Genomic DNA, 21070 nt, shown 5'->3' on the forward strand with positions numbered 1-21070 from the left:
GTGATCGGAGGTTGAACCTCGACGTGGAGGATCGTCGTGCCGCGGGCACCCGGAGACGGTCCGGCACCGCCCGCCCGCCCCCTCGGCCGCCGGTGGCGCCGGGCCTGACCCCATGTTCGGAGGCGGACGTCCGTGAACACCGCACTGCTGTACCGGCTGCTCGACGTCGACCCGGCCGCCGGGCCGGCCGAACTCCTCCACCGCGCCCGGGCCGGCCGCCATCTGCCCCACCTGGTGCTGTCCGCCCTGGTTGGCGACGGCGTCCGGATGGGTGAGCCCGCCCGTGCCGAACTCCGCCGTGCCCGCGACCGGGCCGACCACTACGCCCGTCTCTCCGCCGGCCTGGCCCGTTCCACCGGCGTTCGTGCCATCCGCGGGCTTCCCCTCGCCGGTTACTACCCGGGCGGCCTTCTCCGGCCGCTGGACACCCTGGACCTCGTCGCCCCCGACGAGGCCGCCCTGTGGCAAGCGGTCATCCGTCTGGTGACCGACCACCCGGTGGAGCACATCGACGTCTCACTGCTCGGCGAACGACCGCACCACACGGCCGTCACGGTGCACTGGCCCGCCGAAGATCCGCTGGTCGACCCCTGGTACCGCGTCCACCTCAGCACCGCCGCCCTGCCCGGTGACGGCTCGGCCGTGCCTGTCCGGCCCTACCTCGTCGCCGACCAGCATGTCGAGTGCCTCATCGCGCTGGCGGAGTCGCGTATCGACCGGTCCGCACAGCCTCCCGGCCCCGTCACACTCCTCGACATGGCCGCCCTCGCCCGCCGGCCTTTCGAACCCGCGGAGACCGCGGCGGTACTCGCCGCCTACCGCCTTGCCCCCGAGGCCGCGGGCCTCCTCGACCACGCCGCCGGGCAGGTCCAGCTCGGCTCACTCGCCGCGGTCCGCGCCGAACTCGCCCTCGAACTCGCGCCCGAACTCCGCCGCCGAGCCGAGACAGCCACCACGGCCGCACCCCTCCCCGACCGACACGGTACCCTCCTCCGCCGCACCGTCATCCGCCACGACTGGGACGAGGCTCGCCTCCTCACTCCCACCCCGGAGACCCTGCTCCTCCTCACTCCAGTCGCCGACTACCTCCTCACCCCGGCCCGGACCCCGGCCGCCCCCACCACCCGCATGGCCGCCCTGCAGGCCCTCCACCGCTGGGACACCGTCTGTTGAGCTCAGAACGCGTCGCCGCCTGCGGGCATCCCGGCTGAGAGAGTCGCGCGAGCACTGCGGGAGCACTGGTGGACAACGAGCTCAGCCCCCGGCGGGGATTTTCACCGGCCGGGGGCTTCGTCGTCGGCACGTCTGGAGCACAAGGGTGTCGCCCCGGGAGGTGCACACGTGTGCGATATGTGGCCATTTGAGAAAAATCTTTGGACGCCGTGCGAGGTGTCGCGGGACACTGCGATGCCCGGCCCTCCCGTATCCGCACGCGGCGATCGAGGCGATCGCCACCGGGGCGAGTGAGGGCCCGATTCGAATTCCACGGTTCCGCGGTGCCGCGTCGGCATGCGAACCGCTGCACGAAAAAACGAGGTTGGGATGGTGATGGCTGAATCACGTCGCGTTCCACCGCGCAGGGGCTCGGTGCTCCTCGCGCTTCGCTACTACGGGCGGGAGCTGGTCCGGCTCCGGCCGCTCACGGTGCCCGCGATGCTGCTTCCGGCAGTGGGCAACATCGGAATCAACTACATCGCGCCGCTGGTCGTCGCGAAGCTCGTCGGGCGGGTGTCCGGTGGCGACGGGGTCGCCGTCGGCGCGGCGATGCCCTATGTCATCGGTTTCGCCGGTGTGCTGCTCCTCTCGGAGGTGCTGTGGCGCATCGGGCTGCACTGCCTCAACCGGCTTGACGCGCGTGGGATCGAGCACCTGTACGTGATCGGGATGGACGAACTGTTCGCCAAGGATGCCGCGTTCTTCCATGACAACTTCGCCGGGTCGCTGACCAAGCGGGTACTCAGTTTCGCCTCCCGGTTCGAGCAGTTCGTGGACACGCTGACCTTCTCGGTCGTGGCAAGCCTGGTGCCGCTGGTGTTCGGGTCAGTGGTGTTGTGGCAGTACGATCCGCTTTTCGTCGTCGGGCTGTTGGCGATGATCGCCTTCACGGCGTTGTGCGTGCGGCCGCTCATCCGCCGCCGTCAGACGCTGGTGAGAGAGCGGGAGGAGGCGATCGCCCGGGTGTCGGGACATGTCGCCGACAGTCTGGCGAACATGGAGACGGTCCGGGCGTTCGCCGCCGAGGAGCGCGAGGCGGCGGAGCACCGGTCCCGCGTAGCGGAGTCTCGGCGGCTCTCGCTCGCCTCCTGGGACTACGGGAACCTGCGTATCGATACGCTGGTCGCGCCCATGTCCGTGGCGACCAATGTCATAGGACTGCTGCTCGCGGTCACCCTCGGCGGGGGCGGGCACGGGGTGGAGGCGATCGTGGTCGCCTTCACCTACTACACCAACGCGACGCGGATCATGTTCGACTTCAACCAGATCTACCGGCGGTTGGAAGGAGCGATGACGGAGGCTGCGCAGTTCACCGAACTGCTGCTGACGCCTTCCACCGTGCACGACCCGAAGTCGCCCGAACCACTGGAACCCGCGAGCGCCGAGGTCCGCTTCGAGCGGGTCGACTACACGCACCAGGGCGCGGAGCCGCTCTTCCATGGGCTCGATCTGACCGTGCCCAGTGGTACGAAGATCGGTCTCGTGGGGCGGTCCGGCGGCGGCAAGACCACACTCACCCGATTGCTGCTGAGGATGACGGATGTCGACGGCGGCCGGATCCTGATCGGCGGGCAGGACATCAGTCGCCTGCGCCAGACCGATCTGCGCGGTCTGATCTCCTACGTGCCCCAGGAGCCGGCGATGTTCCACCGCACGCTGCGGGACAACATCGCGTTCGCCCGGCCGGGCGCCGGCGAAGCCGAGATCCGCAGCGCGGCTGAGGCGGCGCATGTCACGGAATTCGCCGACGCAATGCCGGACGGCTTCGACACACTGGTGGGGGAGCGGGGTGTGAAGCTGTCCGGCGGGCAGCGTCAGCGGGTCGCTCTCGCCCGGGCGATACTCCGTGATGCGCCGATCCTGCTGCTCGACGAGGCGACCAGCGCGTTGGATTCGGAGAGCGAGATCCTCGTCCAGGAGGCGCTGTGGCGCCTCATGGAGGGGCGTACGGCAATCGTGGTGGCGCACAGGTTGAGCACGGTCGCGACCATGGACAGGCTCGTGGTCCTCGATCACGGGCGCATCGTGGAACAGGGCACGCACGAGGAGTTGCTCACCGCCGACGGCGCGTACGCGAAGCTCTGGCGGCATCAGTCGGGAGGCTTCATCGATGACAGCCCGGCTCCTGCCGGGGTGCCCGTCTGAGTTTCCAGGCCCCGGGGCCGGGTGTCGCCCGCCCCGGGAACCTCGCCCGTTTGACATCACCACCGAGGGGGAGGAGCGTGGAAATTGTCGGAAATGTTCCTGTTTCAATGAGTGCACGGAGGTGTCGAGAATGCGCCGACGGATAGTTGCCGCAGCCTCTGCGGCGGTTGCGGGTCTCGCACTCGCGGTAGTGCCTGCCAGTGGGGCGTTTGCCAGTGACGCCGGGAACGACTACGGCTGTTCGTCCTGGGGTTGGAACGGCTACGGCTACTGCGATGACGGCTACAACGGCTACGGCTATGACGGCGACTACGGTAACTACGGTTATGGCAACGGTGGTTACGGCAACGGTGGCTATGGCAACGGTGGCTACGGCAACGGTGGCTACGGCAACGGTGGCTACGGCAACGGTGGCTACGGCAATGGTGGCTACGGCGGCAACGGCGGCGGCCGGTGAGAACGCTGCCGTCGAACTGCCTTAACGGCGACGGTTGAAGTTCCAGAACTGGTCAGGCCCGTGAGTGGCCGACCGCGGGCCCGGTTGGCGACCGGGCCCGCACGCATTTCCGGATCCCCGCAAATGAGCCTTGCGGTGTTGCCGGGGTCCGCACCTTGCGTGCGCTCTGGCATGAAGAGCTGAACGGTGGTTCACTCCTTCCATGGCCTACCGAAAGACCCCCGCTGTCGAGGACCGGCTGACCGCCGCCCGCGAGCGGCTCGTGGACGAGGCGATCGCCGTCGTCGCGGATGTCGGCTGGTCGCAGGCGTCCGTCACCGCGGTCGCTGCGGCGGCCGGTATGTCGGTGGGCTCGGTGTACCAGCACTTCCCCTCGAAGGCAGCACTCGCCGTCGAGGTGTTCCGCCGCGCCGCCGGACGCGAGGCCGATGTGCTCGGCGCCGTACTGCGGGACGGCAGCGGGGACCCCGTCGAACGCCTCACGCGCGCCGTGACCGTCTTCGCGCGACGGGCCATGGAAAGCCGGGGCGTGGCCTACGCCTTGCTGGCCGCCCCGTCCGAACCCGCTGTGGAGTCGGCGCGGTTGGAGTTCCGCAGGCGCTACCGCGGCATGTTCGCCGAGGTGATCCGCGAGGGTGTGTCCGGCGGTCTGCTGCCCGAACAGGACCCGGAGGTCACCGCGGCCGCTCTCACCGGCGCGATCGGCGAGGTGCTGGTCGACCCGCTCTCCGGACCCGCGGATGGGGCCGACGCCGACCGTCTCGTGGCCGAGTTGGCCGCCATGTCCCTGCGCTGCGCGGGCGCCGTGCCCGCGCAGCAGCCGCAGTAGCCACCCACGCGTTGCCCCGAGTCCCGGAGGATCCCGATGCGCAGTAACCCCGTACGCACCCACGAGGTGACCAACCAGGCGCCGCCGCTCACGGACCACGACGTGGCCGACGACCCCGTGCTGCTGGAAGGCATCCGGAACGAAGGCGCGGAATGGTATGGGGAGGACCTGCACCGCATCGGGCGGCTCGCCGGCTCGGAGGAGGCGAGGCACTGGGGGTACGAGGCCAACCGCTACGAGCCGGTGCTGCGCACCCACGACCGCTATGGCAACCGTGTCGACGAGGTCGACTTCCACCCCTCCTACCACGCCCTCATGGACGTCGCGATCCGCGAGGGCCTGGGCGGCACCCCCTGGGCGGAGGGCAAGCCCGGATCCCATGTCGCCCGTGCGGCCGGACTGATGGTGTGGGGCTTCGCCGACCAGAGCCATCTGTGCCCGGTGTCCATGACGTACGCCGTCGTCCCCGCCCTGCGGCACGCGCCCGAGCAGGCCGCGCTGTACGAGCCGTTGCTCACCGGCAGGGTGTACGACCCGGGGCTGCGCTCACCCGCGGGCAAGCGCGGGCTGCTCGCCGGAATGGGGATGACCGAGAAGCAGGGCGGCTCGGACGTACGCGCCAATACCACCAACGCCACACCCCAGACGGACGGGACCTGGCGGCTGCGCGGCCACAAGTGGTTCACCAGCGCGCCCATGAACGACCTGTTCCTCGTGCTCGCGCAGGCCGAGCCCGGCGCGGCCGGTGCCGGGAACGGGGGGTTGTCCTGCTTCCTCGTGCCGCGCGTGCTGCCCGACGGGAGCCGCAACACCTTCCGCATCCAGCGCCTCAAGGACAAGCTCGGCAACCGCGGGAACGCCAGCAGTGAGCCCGAGTTCGACGACACCGTGTCCTGGCTCGTCGGCCCGGTGGGGCGCGGCGTGCGCACCATCATCGAGATGGTCACCATGACCCGGCTCGACTGCATCCTCAGCTCCGCCTCCGGGATGCGCACCGCGCTCACCCTCGCGGGACACCATGTGCGCCACCGCTCGGCCTTCGGAGCCACGCTCATCGACCAGCCGCTGATGCGCAATGTCATCGCGGACCTCGCCATCGAGTCCGAGGCCGCGACCACACTCGCCCTGCGTGTGGCGGGTGCGGTCGACCGGGCGCAGCGGGGCGACGGCCAGGAACAGCGCTTCCTCCGGCTGGCCACGGCCGTCGCCAAGTACTGGGTGTGCAAACGCCAGCCCGCCATGGTGGCGGAGGCGCTGGAGTGCCTCGGCGGCAACGGCTTCGTGGAGGACTCCGACCTGCCGCGTCTCTATCGGGACGCCCCTCTCAACGGCATCTGGGAGGGCTCCGGCAATGTCAGCGCCCTCGATGTGCTGCGCGCCCTGACTCGCGAACCGGACTCGCTCCAGGCCTACGCGGACGAGATCGCGCTCGCGGCCGGTGCGGACGCCCGGCTCGACACCGCATGGCGCGAGTTGCGCGCCGAACTCACGCGGTCCGATGACGCGGAGCTCCGGGCCCGATGGCTCGTCGAGCGGATGGCCCTGGTCCTCCAGGGTTCGCTGCTCGTACGCTACGCGCCGCCGGCCGTCGCCGACGCGTTTTGCGTCTCGCGGCTGGCCGGGGGGCACGGACTCGCCTTCGGGACGCTGCCGACCGGGGTGGACCGCGCGAGGATCATCGCCCGGGTCCCGGGCGCGCGGGCCTGAGCCGACTGAGGCCAGGGGGCGTCTGCCCGATCCGATTCGCTTGATTGTTCGAGTTCGGGGCGCGGAGTGTGCCGCGCCGAGGGATCCTGGGGACAGGGAGCCCACGGCGCGGCGCATCGCCGTGCGTGGCCCGGGTGAGGAGGTGGACGCCACCATGACGCGGACAGCGGAGTGGCGGATGGGGCTGGTCCTGGTCGAGGAGGACGGTACGACGAAGGCCCGGGTCGTACTCGACACCGGTACCACGACCTACACCGGGCACGGGGTCGCCCGGTGCAACCCCCAGGATCTGGACATCCCGGAGATCGGAGATGAACTGGCCGCGAGCCGGGCGATGAAGGACCTCGCGAGCAAGCTGATGCGCGAGGCCAACCGCGACCTCGAAAGTGTCGGCGCAGGCCCCGACACGGTGACGGCGCCGCCCTACGGCTGGCCCGGGGCCGCCACGTAGCACCACCGACCCGACCAGGCGCACCAGTGCCCGAACCGGGCCATGGCCGGGTCCGCTGCCGGGTGTCAGGCGTCGATGCCAGGTGCGTAGGGATCAGGGTCGAGGTCGGCAGCGCCGAGGCCAGGTGCGTCGGGATCAGGATCGGAGACCGGCGCGCCGCACCAGGCCGTGCTAGTCGGTGATACCGCTGCCGTAGGGCGCGTAGAGGTCGAGCAGCCGCACCCGTGCCGCGTGGAGCCGGTGGGCGAGCACCCTCCCCACCCACTGGCCCACCGCCGAGCCGAGTGCCGGATCGGCGTCCATCAGCATGCGAACGGTCCGTGCGTCGAACTGCTGCGCGCGAACCGGAGTCATCGTCTCGGCGCCGAGCTGCCATACGAACGGGGGGAACAGCCAGGACCAGCCCACGAGTTCACCGAAGCCCAGGTTCTCGATCACCGCCGGGCGCCGCCCCGGGACGGCCATGTGCAGGCTGATCGTGCCGGACTTGATGATCCAGAACCGGTCGGCGAGCCGTCCCTCCTCGAAGACGTGGTAACCCTCGGGGAACTTGACGTCCTCGGCGATCTCCAGCAACCGGGCGCGGTGCTCGGCCGCCAAGGCGGCTGTCATGCGAAGGGAAGACGTGGTCATCGCGGGACCTCCGTTCCGGGCGCCGACTCATCTCAAGCGTCGCACGGCCCGGCGCCTCCCGCGCCGCTGAATTCGCCCTGTTGTCGATTGCCGGGTCCGCCCGCGGGGGACTCGGCAACGGCCGGCCAAGAGGCGGCGCGGCACTCCGGCGCCCATGGGCGGTGCCATCAAGGCGGCGGCCACTCCTTCGTGATCTCCAGGTCGTATGTCTCCCGCCCGAGCTCCCTGCCGCCCGCGTCCACGAAGGTCCCGGCGCATGCGTAGTGGTCACGGGCCAGATGCCCGGTCGGCAGATGCACCGGCGGCAGCACGACTTCGTACGGCCCGCCCTGCCGGAAGTCGCCCAGATGCGTCTCCGTGTGCACCACGACCACGCCCTGGCGGGTCCGCTCGTCGATGAACTTGAGGCCTTCGAGGTCATCCCTCGTCGACACGCGGAACTTGAGGCGGAGCCGGAACTCGGCGCCTTCCTTGAGGCTGATCTGCACCGGCTCCGGCGCGCGGCCGGGTGCGTCGTCCCGGTCACGCGCGTTCAGGGGGACGGGAACGTCGGGGCGCCCGTCCACCCGGACGGTCACGGCCAGCAGCTCGAAGTCACGGTGTGCATTCATCTGATATGCCCGCTTTCGCCGCTCAAGAGATAGAAGCCCGAAAATGCCGACAATTCAGCGTAGCCATCCAGCCGTGCCGGAAGCGGTGAGTCGGTGGCGGTGTCATAGTCGGGGGTGTCACCGCAAGCCGAGGAGACGACGGAGAGCCGGACATGGTCTCAGCACGGGACGGCATGCCGGGCAGCACCGGCGACGGCGACCGTTTCAGCGTGACGGTGCGCCCGTGGCCCGAGCCCGGGATCGTCGTGGTCGCGGTCGCGGGCGAGCTCGACCACGACACCGCGGAGCCACTGCACGTGGCCCTGGAGGAAGCCATCGCGGCCGGTGCACAGCGCATCCTGGTGGACTGCTCGGTGCTGCTCTTCTGCGACTCCACCGGGCTGAACGTGCTGCTGCGGGCGCGTCTCGCGGCCAAGGAGACCGGAGCCAGGGTCGAGCTGGCGGCGCTGCGCCCGCAGGTCGCGAGAATGCTCGCGATCACCGGTGCCGGTGCCGTCTTCCCGCGCTACGCAAGCATCGGCGAAGCGCTCGCGGAGCCTGCGCCGGACCCGGATTCCGGGCCGCCGCAGGCACCAGAGCCGGGACGGGAGTAGGCGGGAGCAACCGTGAGCGCGGCCCTTCCGGCACAAGGACAGACCCGCAGACTCGTACTTTCCGGGACGCGGGGCGTGGTCGGGCGCTGCCGTGACTTCAGTCGCACGGCGCTCGTCGACTGGGGGTGGCTGCCGGAACGGGGCCCGGCGGCGCCGCATCCGAGCCATCCGGGCGGCGATCCGTCCGGGAACGGCGAGCCGGGCGCCTGGGACACCTTCGCTTTCGACCTCGACCTCGACCTCGACACCGACCTCGACCTCGACACCGAGGGTGATCATGACGGCTACGACGAGGACGAGGAACGCCTCGCGGTGGCCGAGGACGTCCTGATGGTGGTCTCCGAGCTCGTCACCAACGCCTGTCTGCACGCCGACGGGCCCGAGGAACTGGTGCTGCACTGCACGGCCGACCGGTTGCGTATCGAGGTGAGCGACGCCAATCCGATCGCGCCCCGCCCCCGCCCCCATGCCGATCCGGCGAAGCCCGGCGGTCACGGACTGGTCGTACTCGGCAGGCTCGCGCGCGCCTGGGGTTCCGTGTCGCGCGGCGACTCGGGCAAGACGGTATGGGCGGAGATCACGCCGCCCCGCGGCACCGCGCCGGGGACCTGCTGAACGCACCCGGGGTGTCGGGCGGGGGAGTGCGTGCGAAAGTCGAGAGTGGACAGATGACGCCGAACGAGCGACACGAGGTCGGCGATGAACGCATCCGGCAACGCCCGGGGCCACCCCGGTGATCACCCCGCGGATCCGCCGCAGGGCCTGCGGGACCATTCGGCGGTGGGCCCATCGCCGGAGACACGGCCGCCCGCCGAGCTGAGCGAGGAGGGTCTGCGCAAGCTGCTGGCGGGCCTCACCGCTGTGCGCGACGGCGATTTCTCGGCCCGTCTGCCGGACGACGCCGGGGGCATCATGGGGGAGATCGCCGGTGTCTACAACGGCATGGCCGACCAGCTCTCCCTGGTCACCGCCGAGGTCACCCGGGTCGCCCGTGAGGTCGGTGGCGAGGGTCGGCTCGGCGGCCACGCCCGGGTGCGGGACGTCGGCGGAGTCTGGCAGGAGCTCACCACCGGCGTGAACACCATGGCCGACAACCTCACGTCCCAGGTGCGCTCGATCGCCCAGGTGGCCACAGCCGTGGCCCGCGGTGACCTCACCCAGAAGATTCGCGTCGATGCCCGTGGCGAGATCCTGGAGCTCAAGACCACCATCAACACCATGGTCGAGCGCCTCTCCTCGTTCGCCGAGGAGGTCACTCGGGTCGCCCGTGAGGTCGGTACCGAGGGCAATCTCGGTGGCCAGGCGACCGTGCGGGGGGTGTCGGGCACCTGGAAGGACCTGACGGACAACGTCAACTCCATGGCGACCAACCTGACCAACCAGGTCCGCAATATCGCCCAGGTCACCACAGCCGTCGCCCGAGGGGACCTGACCCGGAAGATCGATGTGGACGCGCGGGGCGAGATCCTGGAGCTCAAGACCACCATCAACACCATGGTCGACCAGCTGTCGTCGTTCGCAGCCGAGGTCACCCGGGTCGCCCGAGAGGTCGGTAGCGAGGGCAGACTCGGCGGCCAGGCAGAAGTCGAAGGCGTCTCCGGGACCTGGAAGCGGCTCACCGAGAACGTCAATGAACTGGCCGGGAACCTCACCCGGCAGGTCCGTGCCATCGCCGAGGTGACCAGCGCGGTCGCCGAGGGGGATCTGACCCGTTCCATCGCCGTCGAGGCACCGGGAGAGGTCGGCGACCTGAAGGACAACATCAACTCGATGGTCGAGTCGCTGCGCGCCACCACCCGGGCCAACGAGGAACAGGACTGGCTCAAGACCAGTCTGGCCCGGATGTCAGGCCTGATGCAGTCCAGCAACGACCTGGGTAGCGTCGCCGCGGTCATCATGAACGAGGTGCCTCCGCTGGTGTCGGCCCAGTACGGAGCATTCTTCCTGGCCGAGGAAGCCGACGGCGGCGGGACGGAACTGGTGATGACCGCCTCGTACGGAGTCCCCGCCGGGCCGCAGGGCGAGGCTCGGCGGCCGCTACGCTTCCGGCCCGGTGAGTCCCTGGTCGGCCAAGCGGCGCTCAGCCGCCGCACCATCGCCGTGGACGAGCTGCCACCGGGCTATGTCACGATCTCCTCGGGGCTGGGCTCGCTCGCCCCCGGTGCGCTGATCGTGCTGCCCGTGGTGGTCGAGGGCCAGGTGCTCGGCGCCGTGGAACTCGCCTCGCTGCGCCCGTTCACCCGGATCCACCGGGACTTCCTCGACCAGTTCATCGAAACGGTCGGGGTCAACGTCAGCTCGCTGAACGCCCATGCGCGCACCGACGAGCTGCTGGACCAGTCCCAGCGGCTCACCGCCGAACTGCGCGCGCGGTCGCAGGAGCTGCAGGCGCGTCAGGAGGAGCTCCAGCGCTCCAACGCCGAACTCGCCGAGAAGGCCGCCCTGCTCGCCGACCGCAACCGCGACATCGAGCGCAAGAACCTGGAGATCGAGCAGGCCCGCCAGGAACTGGAGGAGCGGGCCAAGCAGCTCTCCCGTACCTCGATGTACAAGTCCGAGTTCCTCGCCAACATGAGCCATGAGCTGCGCACTCCGCTCAACAGCCTGCTCATCCTGGCCCAGTTGCTGGCGCAGAACCCGGAAGGGAACCTGACGGAGAAGCAAGTCGACTATGCGGAGGTCATCCACTCCGCGGGCTCGGACCTGCTCCAGCTGATCAACGACATCCTCGATCTGTCCAAGGTCGAGGCGGGCAAGATGGACGTCCATCGGGAGCCCTTCCCGCTGCACCGGCTGCTGGAGTACGTGGAGGTGACGTTCCGTCCGCTGGCCAGTGAGCGGAACCTGGACTTCGGCGTCAGCACCGCGGACGACGTGCCGGCTGACATCACCACCGATGAGACGCGGTTGCGGCAGGTGCTGCGCAATCTGCTGTCCAACGCGCTCAAGTTCACCGAGAGCGGCGGGGTCCGGCTCTGCGTGGAGAACGCGTCGGCCGACGAACTCCCTTCCGAACTGAGGGGCCTGCCCGTGGTCGCGTTCCGGGTCAAAGATACCGGGGTCGGTATCGCCCCGGAGCACCTGGACTCGATATTCGGCGCCTTTCAGCAGGGAGCCGTGACCACCGGCCGACGCTACGGCGGCACCGGCCTCGGCCTGTCCATCAGCCGCGAACTCGCCCAACTGCTGAGCGGAGTGGTAGTCGCCGAGAGCAGGGTGGGCGAAGGCAGCGTGTTCACCTTCTACGTGCCCGTCGGCGGGGAGGTCCCCCAGGAGCCCCCACCCGGACTCGCCACACGCGGCACCGGTACGTCCCCCGTACGAGCCGGGGCACCCCAGCAGCCCGCGCGGGGCGCGAGCCTCTCCGGGCGCACAGTGCTGATCATCGACGACGATGTGCGCAACGTCTACGCGCTCACGGAGATCATCGAGGCCGAGGGCATGCGGGTGCTGACGGCTGACGACGGTCGCTCCGGTATCGAGCTGCTCACCGCGAACCCCGATGTCGATCTGATCGTGATGGACGTGATGATGTCCGGGATGGACGGCTACAGCGCCACCGCCGCCATCAGGAAGCTGCCGAGGTTCGCCTCGGTGCCGGTGATCGTGGTCACCGCCAAGGCGATGCCGGGGGACCGGGCCAAGAGCCTCGCGGCAGGGGCCAACGACTACATCACCAAGCCCGTCGACGCGTACGACCTGATCGCGCGCATCCGGAAGTGGCTCCAGCGTTGAGTCCGCGCGGTGGGTGCGGTCCAGCGGAGCTCGACCGCGCGACCGCCGCGGCTACGGCGGATCGCGCACGGCGCTCCGGGCGGCCTCAGGCGATCCGGACGACCACGAGGCTCGTGTCGTCGTCGGTGTCACCGGTCACCGATCCCAGCAGTTGGTCCGTGAAGGTGTCCAGGGTGCCGGAGCGGAGCCGCTCGGCCGTACGGCGCAGCCCCGCGAGGCTCTCGTCGAGTCCCGTGTGGCGGCGCTCCACCAGCCCGTCCGTGTACAGCAGCAGTGTGTCCCCCCGCGCGAGCGGTGTGATCCGGTCGGTGTACCGCGCCGACGGTATGGCGCCCAGCAGGATGTTGCGCGGCGGGTCGAGAAAGCGCGCATGGCCGTCGCGCAGCAGGAGCAGGGGGAGATGACCGGCACTGGCCCAGTGCAGGGAGCGGTCGGCGGGATCGTAGAGCGCGCACACCGCGGTGGCCGTCGGATGGCCGTGGGTGTGCATCGTGACCTCGTTCAGCAGGGCCATCAGCCGCGCCGGCGGGTGGCCGGTGAACGCCAGCCCGCGCAGCGCGTTGCGCAGCGAGACCATGCCCGTCACCGAGTCGATGCCGTGGCCTGCGATGTCTCCGACGGCCACCAGCACTTGGCCGTTGGGCAGCGGCAATACGTCGTACCAGTCGCCGCCGACCCGGAAGTCCTCGGCTGCGGGACGGTAGCGCGCGGCGACCTGCAGGCCGGGCAGCTGCTGCAGGACCGGCACTTCGGGAACGATCGCCTGCTGCAACTGGAGCACCAGTTGATGGCGCACCGCCGACTGCTGCTGTGTCACGGTCAACCGGTCGTATGTCGCACTGAGCGCGATCTCGGTGTGGTGCTGCGCCGAGACGTCCTGGTACACGCCGGTGATCCCGGTGAGTACACCCCCCGTCAGCAGAGGCTCGGCCGCGATCCTGACATGCCGCAGACCGCCGTCCTCGCGGAGCGCGCGCACCACCGTGTACGCGCCCTGGTGCCGCTGCGTCAGCTCGGTGAGCAGGTCCTCCAGCTTTCCCGCCTCGTCCCGGGCCAGCTGGGGTGCCAGCCGGCGCAGCGGTACCGCGGGCGTGCCGGGATCGAGCCCGAAGATGCGGTACGCCTGCTCGCTCCACCGCGAAGTCCCGGCGATCAGGTCGTCCTCGAACGCGGCCAGGTTCTCCAGCCTGCCCAGGACACGGGTCAGTGACATACCGGGATCGGTGGCGCCGTGCCAGAGCACCACGGTTCGGTCGGGGCCCATCGGCAGCACCCGTACGTCATGAAGCGGGTCGGGGTCACCGGCGCGGTGCGACGCCGGAAGCCGGGCGGCACGCTGGGGAGCAGCGGTCTCGCGCGCCCGACGGGCCAGCCGCCCGATGTCGGCCTCGACGGCGGGGAGCACCTGCGCCAGCGGTCGTCCGGCGGCTCCGTGCACCCGGCCCGCCCAGTCCAGCGCCGGTCGGTTGAGGTACTCGATGTGCAGGGCACCGGTCGACGGCTCGGTGCGCAGGGCCATTCCCGGATGCGTCAGCTGGTCGAGCAGCGGGGCCGGCACGGCTGGATCGGCGTGGCCCGCGGTACGGGCAGCACCCGCGTCACCCGCGTCAAGGAGGCGCTCCATCGGAACCGCGAGACCCGTGAGCGTGCGCCGCGTCGGCTCGTCCAGCTCGCGGGGGCCGGTCCAGTCCACGACCGCGAGGCCTGTCACCGTGCCGCGGCGGCGCAGCGGCAGCAGGGCGCGTGCGCCCCCCGGAGCGGATCCCGGCAGGTGCTCGCCCCCTGGTGGGCCGTTCGGGAGCCAGACCGGCGCGGCATCGGCCAGCGCACGGTGCAGCGGACTGTTCAGCCCGGCCGGCACCCACTGCCAGTGCCTGGTCTCCAGGGGGCTTGTCCCGGCTTGCCCGGCCAGTTCGAGGCAGTCCGTCTCGGTACGCCGGAACAGCCACAGGCCGCGCACTCCGAGCGGGCGCAGCCCGCCTTCCAGCACGGTCTCGGCCACTTCGTCGATGGAGCCGCCCGTCGTGGCGTTGGCATCGGCGGCGGCCTCGGTACGTCGTGCCCGGCGGGCCGATGTCCGAGCGGCCGGGTCATCGGTCCGCTGCCCGCCGTCGGAGTCGCTGTCCGCGCTGTCGGAGCCGTCGGCGAGACGCGGCGTTTCCGCGCCCGGCGAGCCCATCGTGCCCGACGCGCCGTTGACGATGTCGGCAGCCAGATCCTCCACCGAGACCCCGGTGGAATCGGCGAGCCGGGCGAGGTGCTCCATCGCGTCGGCGGGGGAGACTGCGAGCTGGGCGACGACGACCCCTGACGCGACGTCGAGCAGATGACGGCGTCCGAGACCGCGCCGCAGCCGCGTGAGCTCCGCGGTGAGCTGCGTGACGGTGGTGGTGAGCCGGTCAGGCTCCGGTGCGTCCCGCCCGTGGTCGGGCATGGCTGTGTCCTCTCGCCAGGGACGCACCGGATTTTACCCGCGCGTCGGATGCAGCGCTTCCGGTCGGTGCCCCGCCAGGCCGGTCAGGGCTGCCTGTGCGCAGGGGCGGCCGGGTCACGTCCGCCGTCGCCACGGCCATCGCACTGCTCGCGCAGGCGCGCGGCCTTGCGCCGCAGTCGCGCCCGGTGCTCGGGATCGGTGCAGCGCTCGGCGCCGCGAGCCAGCTCATCCGCCATCACGCGGAGTTCATCGGGCGTCCTCACCGGTTCATCTGCAGTGGTCATGGCTTCTCCTTCCGGGCCACCAGCCAGGCAAACACGCGGCGGTCACGCTCGCATCCGTTCGGGTGACCCACGGTGACGATCACGCCCACTGCCTGCGATGACCGGTTACCTGTTACCGGTTACCGGGCTCCTTATCGGGCTCCGATGGGTATCCCGGGCATACCTGGGAAGACGCCGTATGTCAGCGATGCGAAGAGGGTGGGCGCCATGGCGCATCTCGTGAGGGACGTGATGACGAAGCGGGCCCTGTCTCTGTCGCCGGACGCCACCCTTCTCGAAGCCGCGCGGCTGATGCGGGACAAGGACGTCGGGGATGTGCTGGTCGTGGCGGCCCACCGGGTGCTGGGCATTCTGACGGACCGTGATATCGCTGTCCGCGCCGTCGCGATGGGGCACGACCCGTACCGCACGCCGCTGCGTTCGGTGTGCAGTCCCGGTGTCCGGACCGTCCGGCCCGACCAGGACACGGAAGAGGCCGCGCGGCTGATGCGCGCGGCCATGGTGCGCAGGCTCGCGGTCGTGGAGGACGGTCGCGTGCGGGGTGTGGTCACCCTCGGGGATCTCGCCCGGGCCGACGACCCGCGTTCCACTCTCGCGGACATCAGTGCCGCGCCGCCGAACAGCGGTGCATGACCTGCTGGTTCGGGTGGCGTTCTGCCGCCGAATGGGGCAGGGATCGAACGGTGTGTGATGGGCGCCGGCGGACCGTGGTACGTGTCCAACGTCCGCCGAACGCGACCAAAGGGAACCCATGCGCGCGAGAGCGATCTCCGTAACGGCTGTGTCCGGAGCGGTTGCTGCGATGGCCGTGTCGCCGGTCGTGGCCGTGCCGACGGCCGTGACGCCCGGTGGCGCGGCAACGGGCCCCGGTGGGCGGGTGGTTGCGACGCACTCAGCTGCGGAGCCCGAGTCCTCCAAGGATCCGTTCGCGGTCCGTCTGGCCGACCCGCCCGTGGCCGGCCGAGACCCCCGGGCGCTGCGGAGCATGGTCGACCACCTGAAGCCCGGGGCGGCCGTCGAACATCAGGTCGAGGTGTCCAACGGTACGCGGGCGCGCCGGGTGCTGGAGCTGTACCCCGCGGACGCGAAGATCAAGGGGAATCGTTTCGTCTTTAGTCCGGGCCGGACATCGAACGAACTGACCTCCTGGGTCACCGTCACTCCGTCCACCCTCGCTCTGGCCCCCGGTCAGAAGGCCAAGGTGAAGGTCAGGCTGGCCGTGCCTGCGACGGCTTCGACCGGGGAGCGCTACGCGGAGCTGTGGGTCCAGAGCAAGGAACCCGCTGCTGCCGGTACGCCGTCCGCGTCGAATGCGCCATCGGCCGCGTCCGCTCCCGCCTCGTCCGCCGCCGCCGGGAACGGCGAGCGAGTGGGCGTCCGGATGTACGTCCATGTCGGCAAGGGCGCGGAACCGCCCTCGTCCTTCGAGGTGGGCGCGTACCGCGTGCACAGGAGCGAGTCCGGGGTTCCCGTGCTCACCGCGCAGGTCCGCAACACCGGGGGCCGTGCGCTGGACCTGAGCGGTGCTCTGGAGCTGACCGAGGGGCCGGGTCTGATGAGCGCAGGTCCGTTCCCCATCCAGCCCGGGACGACCCTGCCCCCGGGCGGCATCGGCACGGTGTCGGCAGGTCTCGCCCCGATGCTGCCCGACGGACCGTGGGATGTCACGCTCGGTCTGGAGAGCGGCAAGACGAAGCAGGAGGTCTCGGCGAATCTGACCTTGCCCCGCAGACCCGAGCCCTGGCTAGCCCGGCTTGGCAGACTTCCCGATCCGATGACGATGTTCGCGGGTACCGCCCTGCTCATCGTCGCCTCAGGACTGGGCTCCTTCGCCCTCGGGCTGCGGAGGGCACGGCGGGGCACGTCACAACTGCCGCAGCCACCCATGTGGAAGGGCCCGGGCAACCCCGCGTAGATCCGTTGATCCCGCGTCGTACGGTGTTCTCCCGCGTGTTCCGTGTGATCCCGTGTAATAACGACCGCGGCTCCGCGTGGTGCTCGTCGGTCCGCGGGCCGGAGTCAGGACGGGCGTCACCGGTCAGCGTCTCGTCCGTCAGCAGTCCGGCGCGCAGTTCCTCCAGCACCCGTCCGAGCAGTCGGGACACATGCATCTGCGAAATTCCGAGCCGGGTGCCGATCTCCGACTGCGTCAGCTCGTCGCCGAAGCGCAGCGACAGGATCGTACGATCCCGCTCGGACAGCCCGGCGATCAGCGGCTTCAGGCACTCCAGGCATTCGACGACATCGAGTGCGGGGTCGTCGGCTCCCAGTCTGCGGGCCAGCGGGCTGCCGGTCTCGTCGTCGTCAAGCGGTTCGAGTGAGTGAGCCGCGTATCCGTTGGCGGCCACCTCACCCTCCACGACCTCCGCCTCGCTGATCTCCAGACGGTCGGCGAGTTCCGCGGTGGTGGGGGCCCGTCCGCTCTCCTGCTCCAGCGCGTCGAACGCCTTCGCCAGGTCGAGCCGCAGCTCCTGAAGCCGTCTGGGGACCCGCACGGCCCAGCTCGTGTCACGGAAGAAGCGCTTGATCTCCCCGACGATCGTGGGCATGGCGAAGGAGGTGAACTCGACCTCACGCTCCACGTCGAAGCGGTTGATCGCCTTGATCAGGCCGATGGTGCCGACCTGGAGCATGTCCTCCATCGGCTCGGAACGTCCCCGGAAGCGGCCCGCCGCGAACCTCACCAGACTGAGGTTGAGCTCCACCAGTGTGTTGCGTACGTATGCATACTGCTCGGTGCCCTCCTCCAGCGTGCCAAGACGCCGGAGCAGCACCACCGACAGCGCTCGCGCGTCAGCCGTGCTGACGGTCCGGGGGTCCGGTATCTCGGGCAGCCCGCGCATTCCGGGGCGGCATGTCGCGTCCGATGCCGCCGGCCGCTCGCGTCCGGCGGCACGGACGCCGGTATGTCGGGTCGGAAGTGAGGTGGACATCGAGGCTCCTACGACGGGGCAAGGCCTGCGCCGCCGGATGCGGCGCGATACGCCAGTCGAACTCCATACCTCTTGGTACCCATTTGTTGTGCTTTGACGCCTTGCGATTCCCGTGCATCCCGCGCGGATGCTCAGCGTGATGAATTCCAACCGTGCGTCAGGGGAGGTAGCGCTCAAGTGCCGCCGCGCCCTTCTCGGCAATTTCCTTGCGGGCGCGTTCGACATTCGCCGGCGTGCATTCACGCCCCGACGCCATCACCAGATCCTCGGGGTCGAAAGGGCGCTCCGATCCGGTCCAGATCCGCATCGGCGCCTTCGTGCTCTCCGGCTCTTCGGTCTTGTCCTTTGCCATGGGTGCCTCCGGTGGGTCCCGTCGTGAGTGGCTGAGTACCAGCATCACGCCGGACGGCGCGAAACGCAGCCCGGATGCAAGGGGGAATTCGCTCTGTGTGCGCGCGAATACGGGCTGGTGCACATACGGGCTGGTGCGACCGCGTTCGGCGGTCACACCGACCCGCTCGGCGCCAGTGCCTTTCGTTTGGATCAGGCGATGGATGCCGAGACGATCGCCGCCACCGCCAGATTGCAGGAAGCCGTGACCCACACCGCGGGGTGCGGCTCGTTCTCCACCAGCGTCGCTCCCAGCTTGCCGGGGGTGACCAGGTCCACGATCAGGAATGCCACGGCCATCAGTACGAGGCCCAGCAGGCCGAACGCGGCGGTCGACACAAGTCCCTTGGTGAAGTCGTCGTATGTCGTCCAGATCGAGGTGAAGACGATCCCGCCGATCCCCAGCAGTGCGGAGCTCAGCAGTACCGCGGCGTTGCGGTTGCGCTCCTCCCAGATCTGCCGGCCCAGCTTGCCGGGCGTCAGCACATCCACCAGGACGATGCCGAGGATGAGCAGCACCACACCGAGGGCACCGTAGGCGGTGGCCCGGCCCAGTCCATTGACTATGTCGGTCATTGGGAAGCCGTCTTTCGTGTCCGGAAATCGTGGGTCGGAGCGACGGCAAAATGTATCGCAGGCAGTGCTCAGGAGCGCTGGTGGGCGTCGGTGTGGAGGCGCGGGGGGGGACGCCAGCGTGGCGTCCACGATGCGGGCCAGTGCCGCGTCGTCGTACCCCTCGTCGTAGAGGACGCCGCGGAACATCATCGCTCCCGCCCACATCTCCAGAGCCAGCCGGATGTCGGTGTCCTCGGGAAGGTCGCCGCGGCTGATCGCCCGTTCCAGCACGGTTCGTGACTGTTCCCGGCGCGGTTCCAGTACCTCTTCGCGCAAGCGTCGCCGCAGTTCAGGATCCTGTGCGGTGTCGGCGATCAGTGCGGGCAGGATGGCCCGGACCCGAGGGGAGCCGAAGAATCCTGCCAGGGCTTCCTTCGCCACGCTCAGCAGTTCCTCGCGGGTGTCCCCGGTCTCCGCGGTGGGCACGTCCCTGAGTTGACTGCGGACGGCATCGAGCACCAGGGCGGCCTTGCAGGCCCACGACCGGTAGAGGGTCGCCTTGCCGACCTTGGCGTCGGATGCCACCTGCTCGATGGTCATCCGGGCGTACCCGCGCCGCTCCAGATAACTGCCGAGGCGTTCGAGGATCTCGTCTGCGGTCTTCGTCCGGATGTAGGGCTTGGGGTCGGTGTTCCACGCGGCGATCCAGTCGCGGATGTCCTTCTCCAGTGCGGGGACGGATTTGTGGACGCCTCGCCGTATCTGCTTGTTGGTGAGTTCGGCGAACCATCGCTCGACGAGGTTCAGCCAGGACGCCCCGGTGGGGGTGAAGTGCAGGTGGAAGCGGGGGTGTGCCAGCAGCCACTTCTTGATGTCCGACGTCTTGTGGGTGGCACAGTTGTCGCAGATCAGATGGATGTCCAGCCCGATGGGCACCTGCTTGTCGAGCTTGATCAGGAACTTCTTGAACTCCTCGGCGCGGTGACGGCGGTGGAGGGATCCGATCACCTTGCCGGTGGCCACATAGGGGTTTCCCTCGAACATCAGTCTGAGCTGTTCGAGCATCCGCGCGCTGAGATCGATCCCACGGACGTCGAGACCGCGCGCGAGAGGGATCGCCACCCGCCCCGTACCGATGCCGGCCTCCAGCACGGAGCACGTCGCCGCGTCCGGCAGGGTGCCGGAGCGTCGGAGGCAGCCATCGGCGCGGGAGTGGCGACGGTGGCGGCGGGCATGTTGACATCGGGCTGTCACGATAGGCAGGCCGCGCCCGGCCCGGTGAAAGGGAGACGACCGTTGGTGAGTCCGCGTCAGCCTGAGACGGCACGGTTGCTCGGCATGAGCAAGCACCCGGAAGGGGGCTGGTACAAGGAGACCTGGCGAAGTGACACGGCTGTGCATCCGGACGGCTACCCCGGTAGCCGTCCCGTCTGCACCGCCATCTACTTCCTCCTGACTCCGGGTGAGGGCTCGCGTTGGCACACGGTGCGTTCGCCGGAACTATGGCTGTGGCACCGCGGCGGTCCCCTGCATCTGCGGCTGGGGGGTACGGGCGACGAGCCGAGCGAGAGCCCTTCGACCATGGTCCTGGGCGCTGATCTCGCGAACGGCCAGCGCCCGCAAGGTCTCGTCCCTGCGGGGTACTGGCAGTCCGCCAGTCCGGCTGGCGACGAAGAGGTGCTGGTGAGCTGTGTGGTTTCGCCGGGGTTCCACTTCGATGACTTCCACCTGCTCCCGAACGACGAATGAGCCACCCTTCGGGCTGATGCCGGTGCGGGGCGCCAGCTGTTGCGGACCGCGCCGACGGCGCGGATCTTGCCGGTGTCGACGGTGCTCAGGGGCAGGAACTTCACGTTCAGATCGACCGAGGTGTAGCCCATGCCCGCCGGGAGGGTCGACGGCACCGCGCATCCCGCTGCCGAGTCGAGCAGGGTTGCGTAGGCGCCGCCGTGCACGCTGCCGATGGGGTTGTAGACCTGTGCCACGGGCACGGCCTGGACCCTGCTCCTGCAGGAGACGAAGATCGGACCGCCTTCGCCGCCGAGCCTGCAAGGGCATCGGCCATGAGGCCGCCCGATTCTCGCCGGTCGAAACCGCT

18 protein-coding genes and 4 pseudogenes are annotated in these 21070 nt (G+C 69.8%); 12 read left to right on the forward strand and 10 right to left on the reverse strand.

Annotated features, from left to right (window positions below; genetic code table 11):
• Positions 1 to 132: 132 nt before the first annotated feature.
• From V1460_RS14655 to V1460_RS14680, 6 genes are all read left to right on the forward strand, one after another.
• Positions 133 to 1173, forward strand: coding sequence for a hypothetical protein (locus V1460_RS14655; protein ID WP_338674164.1), 1041 nt, complete (start codon positions 133 to 135; stop codon positions 1171 to 1173).
• 375 nt (positions 1174 to 1548) lie between these two features.
• The gene (locus V1460_RS14660) at positions 1549 to 3360 is read left to right on the forward strand and encodes an ABC transporter ATP-binding protein (RefSeq protein ID WP_407077457.1); all 1812 of its coding nucleotides are present in this window, start codon (positions 1549 to 1551) and stop codon (positions 3358 to 3360) included.
• A gap of 130 nt (positions 3361 to 3490) precedes the next feature.
• Positions 3491 to 3817 (forward strand): hypothetical protein, encoded by a 327-nt coding sequence (locus V1460_RS14665; protein WP_338674166.1) that lies wholly within the window; start codon positions 3491 to 3493, stop codon positions 3815 to 3817.
• Positions 3818 to 4019: 202 nt separating this feature from the next.
• Complete coding sequence (locus tag V1460_RS14670; RefSeq protein ID WP_338674167.1) at positions 4020 to 4646, forward strand: TetR/AcrR family transcriptional regulator; 627 nt, start codon at positions 4020 to 4022, stop codon at positions 4644 to 4646.
• A gap of 36 nt (positions 4647 to 4682) precedes the next feature.
• The gene (locus tag V1460_RS14675) at positions 4683 to 6353 is read left to right on the forward strand and encodes an acyl-CoA dehydrogenase family protein (RefSeq protein ID WP_338674168.1); all 1671 of its coding nucleotides are present in this window, start codon (positions 4683 to 4685) and stop codon (positions 6351 to 6353) included.
• A gap of 154 nt (positions 6354 to 6507) precedes the next feature.
• On the forward strand, positions 6508 to 6804 hold the full coding sequence (locus tag V1460_RS14680; protein WP_338674169.1) for a dsRBD fold-containing protein: 297 nt from the start codon (positions 6508 to 6510) through the stop codon (positions 6802 to 6804).
• 171 nt (positions 6805 to 6975) lie between these two features.
• Here V1460_RS14680 and V1460_RS14685 read toward each other — a convergent pair whose 3' ends face one another.
• Together V1460_RS14685 and V1460_RS14690 are read right to left on the reverse strand one after the other, a co-directional pair.
• Positions 6976 to 7437, reverse strand: coding sequence for a cyclic nucleotide-binding domain-containing protein (locus V1460_RS14685; protein WP_338674170.1), 462 nt, complete (start codon positions 7435 to 7437; stop codon positions 6976 to 6978).
• A 167-nt stretch (positions 7438 to 7604) separates the two neighbouring features.
• Entirely contained in the window at positions 7605 to 8048 is a 444-nt protein-coding gene (locus V1460_RS14690) for a hypothetical protein (RefSeq protein ID WP_338674171.1), read from the reverse strand.
• 152 nt (positions 8049 to 8200) lie between these two features.
• Here V1460_RS14690 and V1460_RS14695 point away from each other — a divergent pair, with 152 nt between their 5' ends.
• From V1460_RS14695 to V1460_RS14705, 3 genes are all read left to right on the forward strand, one after another.
• Positions 8201 to 8641 (forward strand): STAS domain-containing protein, encoded by a 441-nt coding sequence (locus V1460_RS14695; protein WP_338674172.1) that lies wholly within the window; start codon positions 8201 to 8203, stop codon positions 8639 to 8641.
• Between the two features lie 12 nt (positions 8642 to 8653).
• Positions 8654 to 9256 (forward strand): ATP-binding protein, encoded by a 603-nt coding sequence (locus tag V1460_RS14700; RefSeq protein WP_338674173.1) that lies wholly within the window; start codon positions 8654 to 8656, stop codon positions 9254 to 9256.
• A gap of 84 nt (positions 9257 to 9340) precedes the next feature.
• Positions 9341 to 12376 carry a HAMP domain-containing protein gene (locus tag V1460_RS14705; RefSeq protein WP_338674174.1) on the forward strand — a complete coding sequence of 1012 codons (3036 nt, stop codon included), beginning with the start codon at positions 9341 to 9343 and terminating at the stop codon, positions 12374 to 12376.
• 85 nt (positions 12377 to 12461) lie between these two features.
• Here V1460_RS14705 and V1460_RS14710 read toward each other — a convergent pair whose 3' ends face one another.
• Both V1460_RS14710 and V1460_RS14715 read right to left on the reverse strand, forming a co-directional pair.
• The gene (locus tag V1460_RS14710; RefSeq protein WP_338674175.1) at positions 12462 to 14810 is read right to left on the reverse strand and encodes a SpoIIE family protein phosphatase; all 2349 of its coding nucleotides are present in this window, start codon (positions 14808 to 14810) and stop codon (positions 12462 to 12464) included.
• An 83-nt stretch (positions 14811 to 14893) separates the two neighbouring features.
• On the reverse strand, positions 14894 to 15094 hold the full coding sequence (locus V1460_RS14715) for a DUF6381 family protein (RefSeq protein WP_338674176.1): 201 nt from the start codon (positions 15092 to 15094) through the stop codon (positions 14894 to 14896).
• Positions 15095 to 15301: 207 nt separating this feature from the next.
• Between V1460_RS14715 and V1460_RS14720 the strand changes: the two genes are divergently transcribed.
• Positions 15302 to 15727: a CBS domain-containing protein gene (locus V1460_RS14720; RefSeq protein WP_338674177.1), complete on the forward strand. Its 426-nt coding sequence runs from the start codon at positions 15302 to 15304 to the stop codon at positions 15725 to 15727.
• Between the two features lie 169 nt (positions 15728 to 15896).
• Positions 15897 to 17009, forward strand: coding sequence for a hypothetical protein (locus tag V1460_RS14725; protein ID WP_338674178.1), 1113 nt, complete (start codon positions 15897 to 15899; stop codon positions 17007 to 17009).
• A gap of 130 nt (positions 17010 to 17139) precedes the next feature.
• On the opposite strand, the pseudogene V1460_RS14730 reads toward V1460_RS14725, so the two are convergent.
• The 5 genes and pseudogenes from V1460_RS14730 to V1460_RS14750 form a co-directional block, all read right to left on the reverse strand.
• A pseudogene (locus V1460_RS14730) lies at positions 17140 to 18027 on the reverse strand (SigB/SigF/SigG family RNA polymerase sigma factor); the annotation flags it as partial.
• Positions 18028 to 18184: 157 nt separating this feature from the next.
• A complete protein-coding gene (locus V1460_RS14735) occupies positions 18185 to 18379 on the reverse strand; it encodes a hypothetical protein (protein WP_338674179.1) in 195 nt (64 codons plus the stop codon).
• Between the two features lie 191 nt (positions 18380 to 18570).
• Complete coding sequence (locus V1460_RS14740; RefSeq protein WP_338678054.1) at positions 18571 to 18993, reverse strand: DUF350 domain-containing protein; 423 nt, start codon at positions 18991 to 18993, stop codon at positions 18571 to 18573.
• 132 nt (positions 18994 to 19125) lie between these two features.
• Positions 19126 to 19491 (reverse strand): annotated as a pseudogene (locus V1460_RS14745) (TetR-like C-terminal domain-containing protein); the annotation flags it as partial.
• Between the two features lie 6 nt (positions 19492 to 19497).
• A pseudogene (locus V1460_RS14750) lies at positions 19498 to 19995 on the reverse strand (IS630 family transposase); the annotation flags it as partial.
• A 315-nt stretch (positions 19996 to 20310) separates the two neighbouring features.
• Between V1460_RS14750 and V1460_RS14755 the strand changes: the two are divergent.
• A complete protein-coding gene (locus V1460_RS14755; protein WP_407077458.1) occupies positions 20311 to 20721 on the forward strand; it encodes a cupin domain-containing protein in 411 nt (136 codons plus the stop codon).
• Between the two features lie 29 nt (positions 20722 to 20750).
• On the opposite strand, the pseudogene V1460_RS14760 reads toward V1460_RS14755, so the two are convergent.
• A pseudogene (locus V1460_RS14760) lies at positions 20751 to 20951 on the reverse strand (PaaI family thioesterase); the annotation flags it as partial.
• Between the last annotated feature and the right edge of the window lie 119 nt (positions 20952 to 21070).

It is taken from the genome of Streptomyces sp. SCSIO 30461 (assembly GCF_037023745.1).
Taxonomy (GTDB): Bacteria; Actinomycetota; Actinomycetes; order Streptomycetales; family Streptomycetaceae; genus Streptomyces.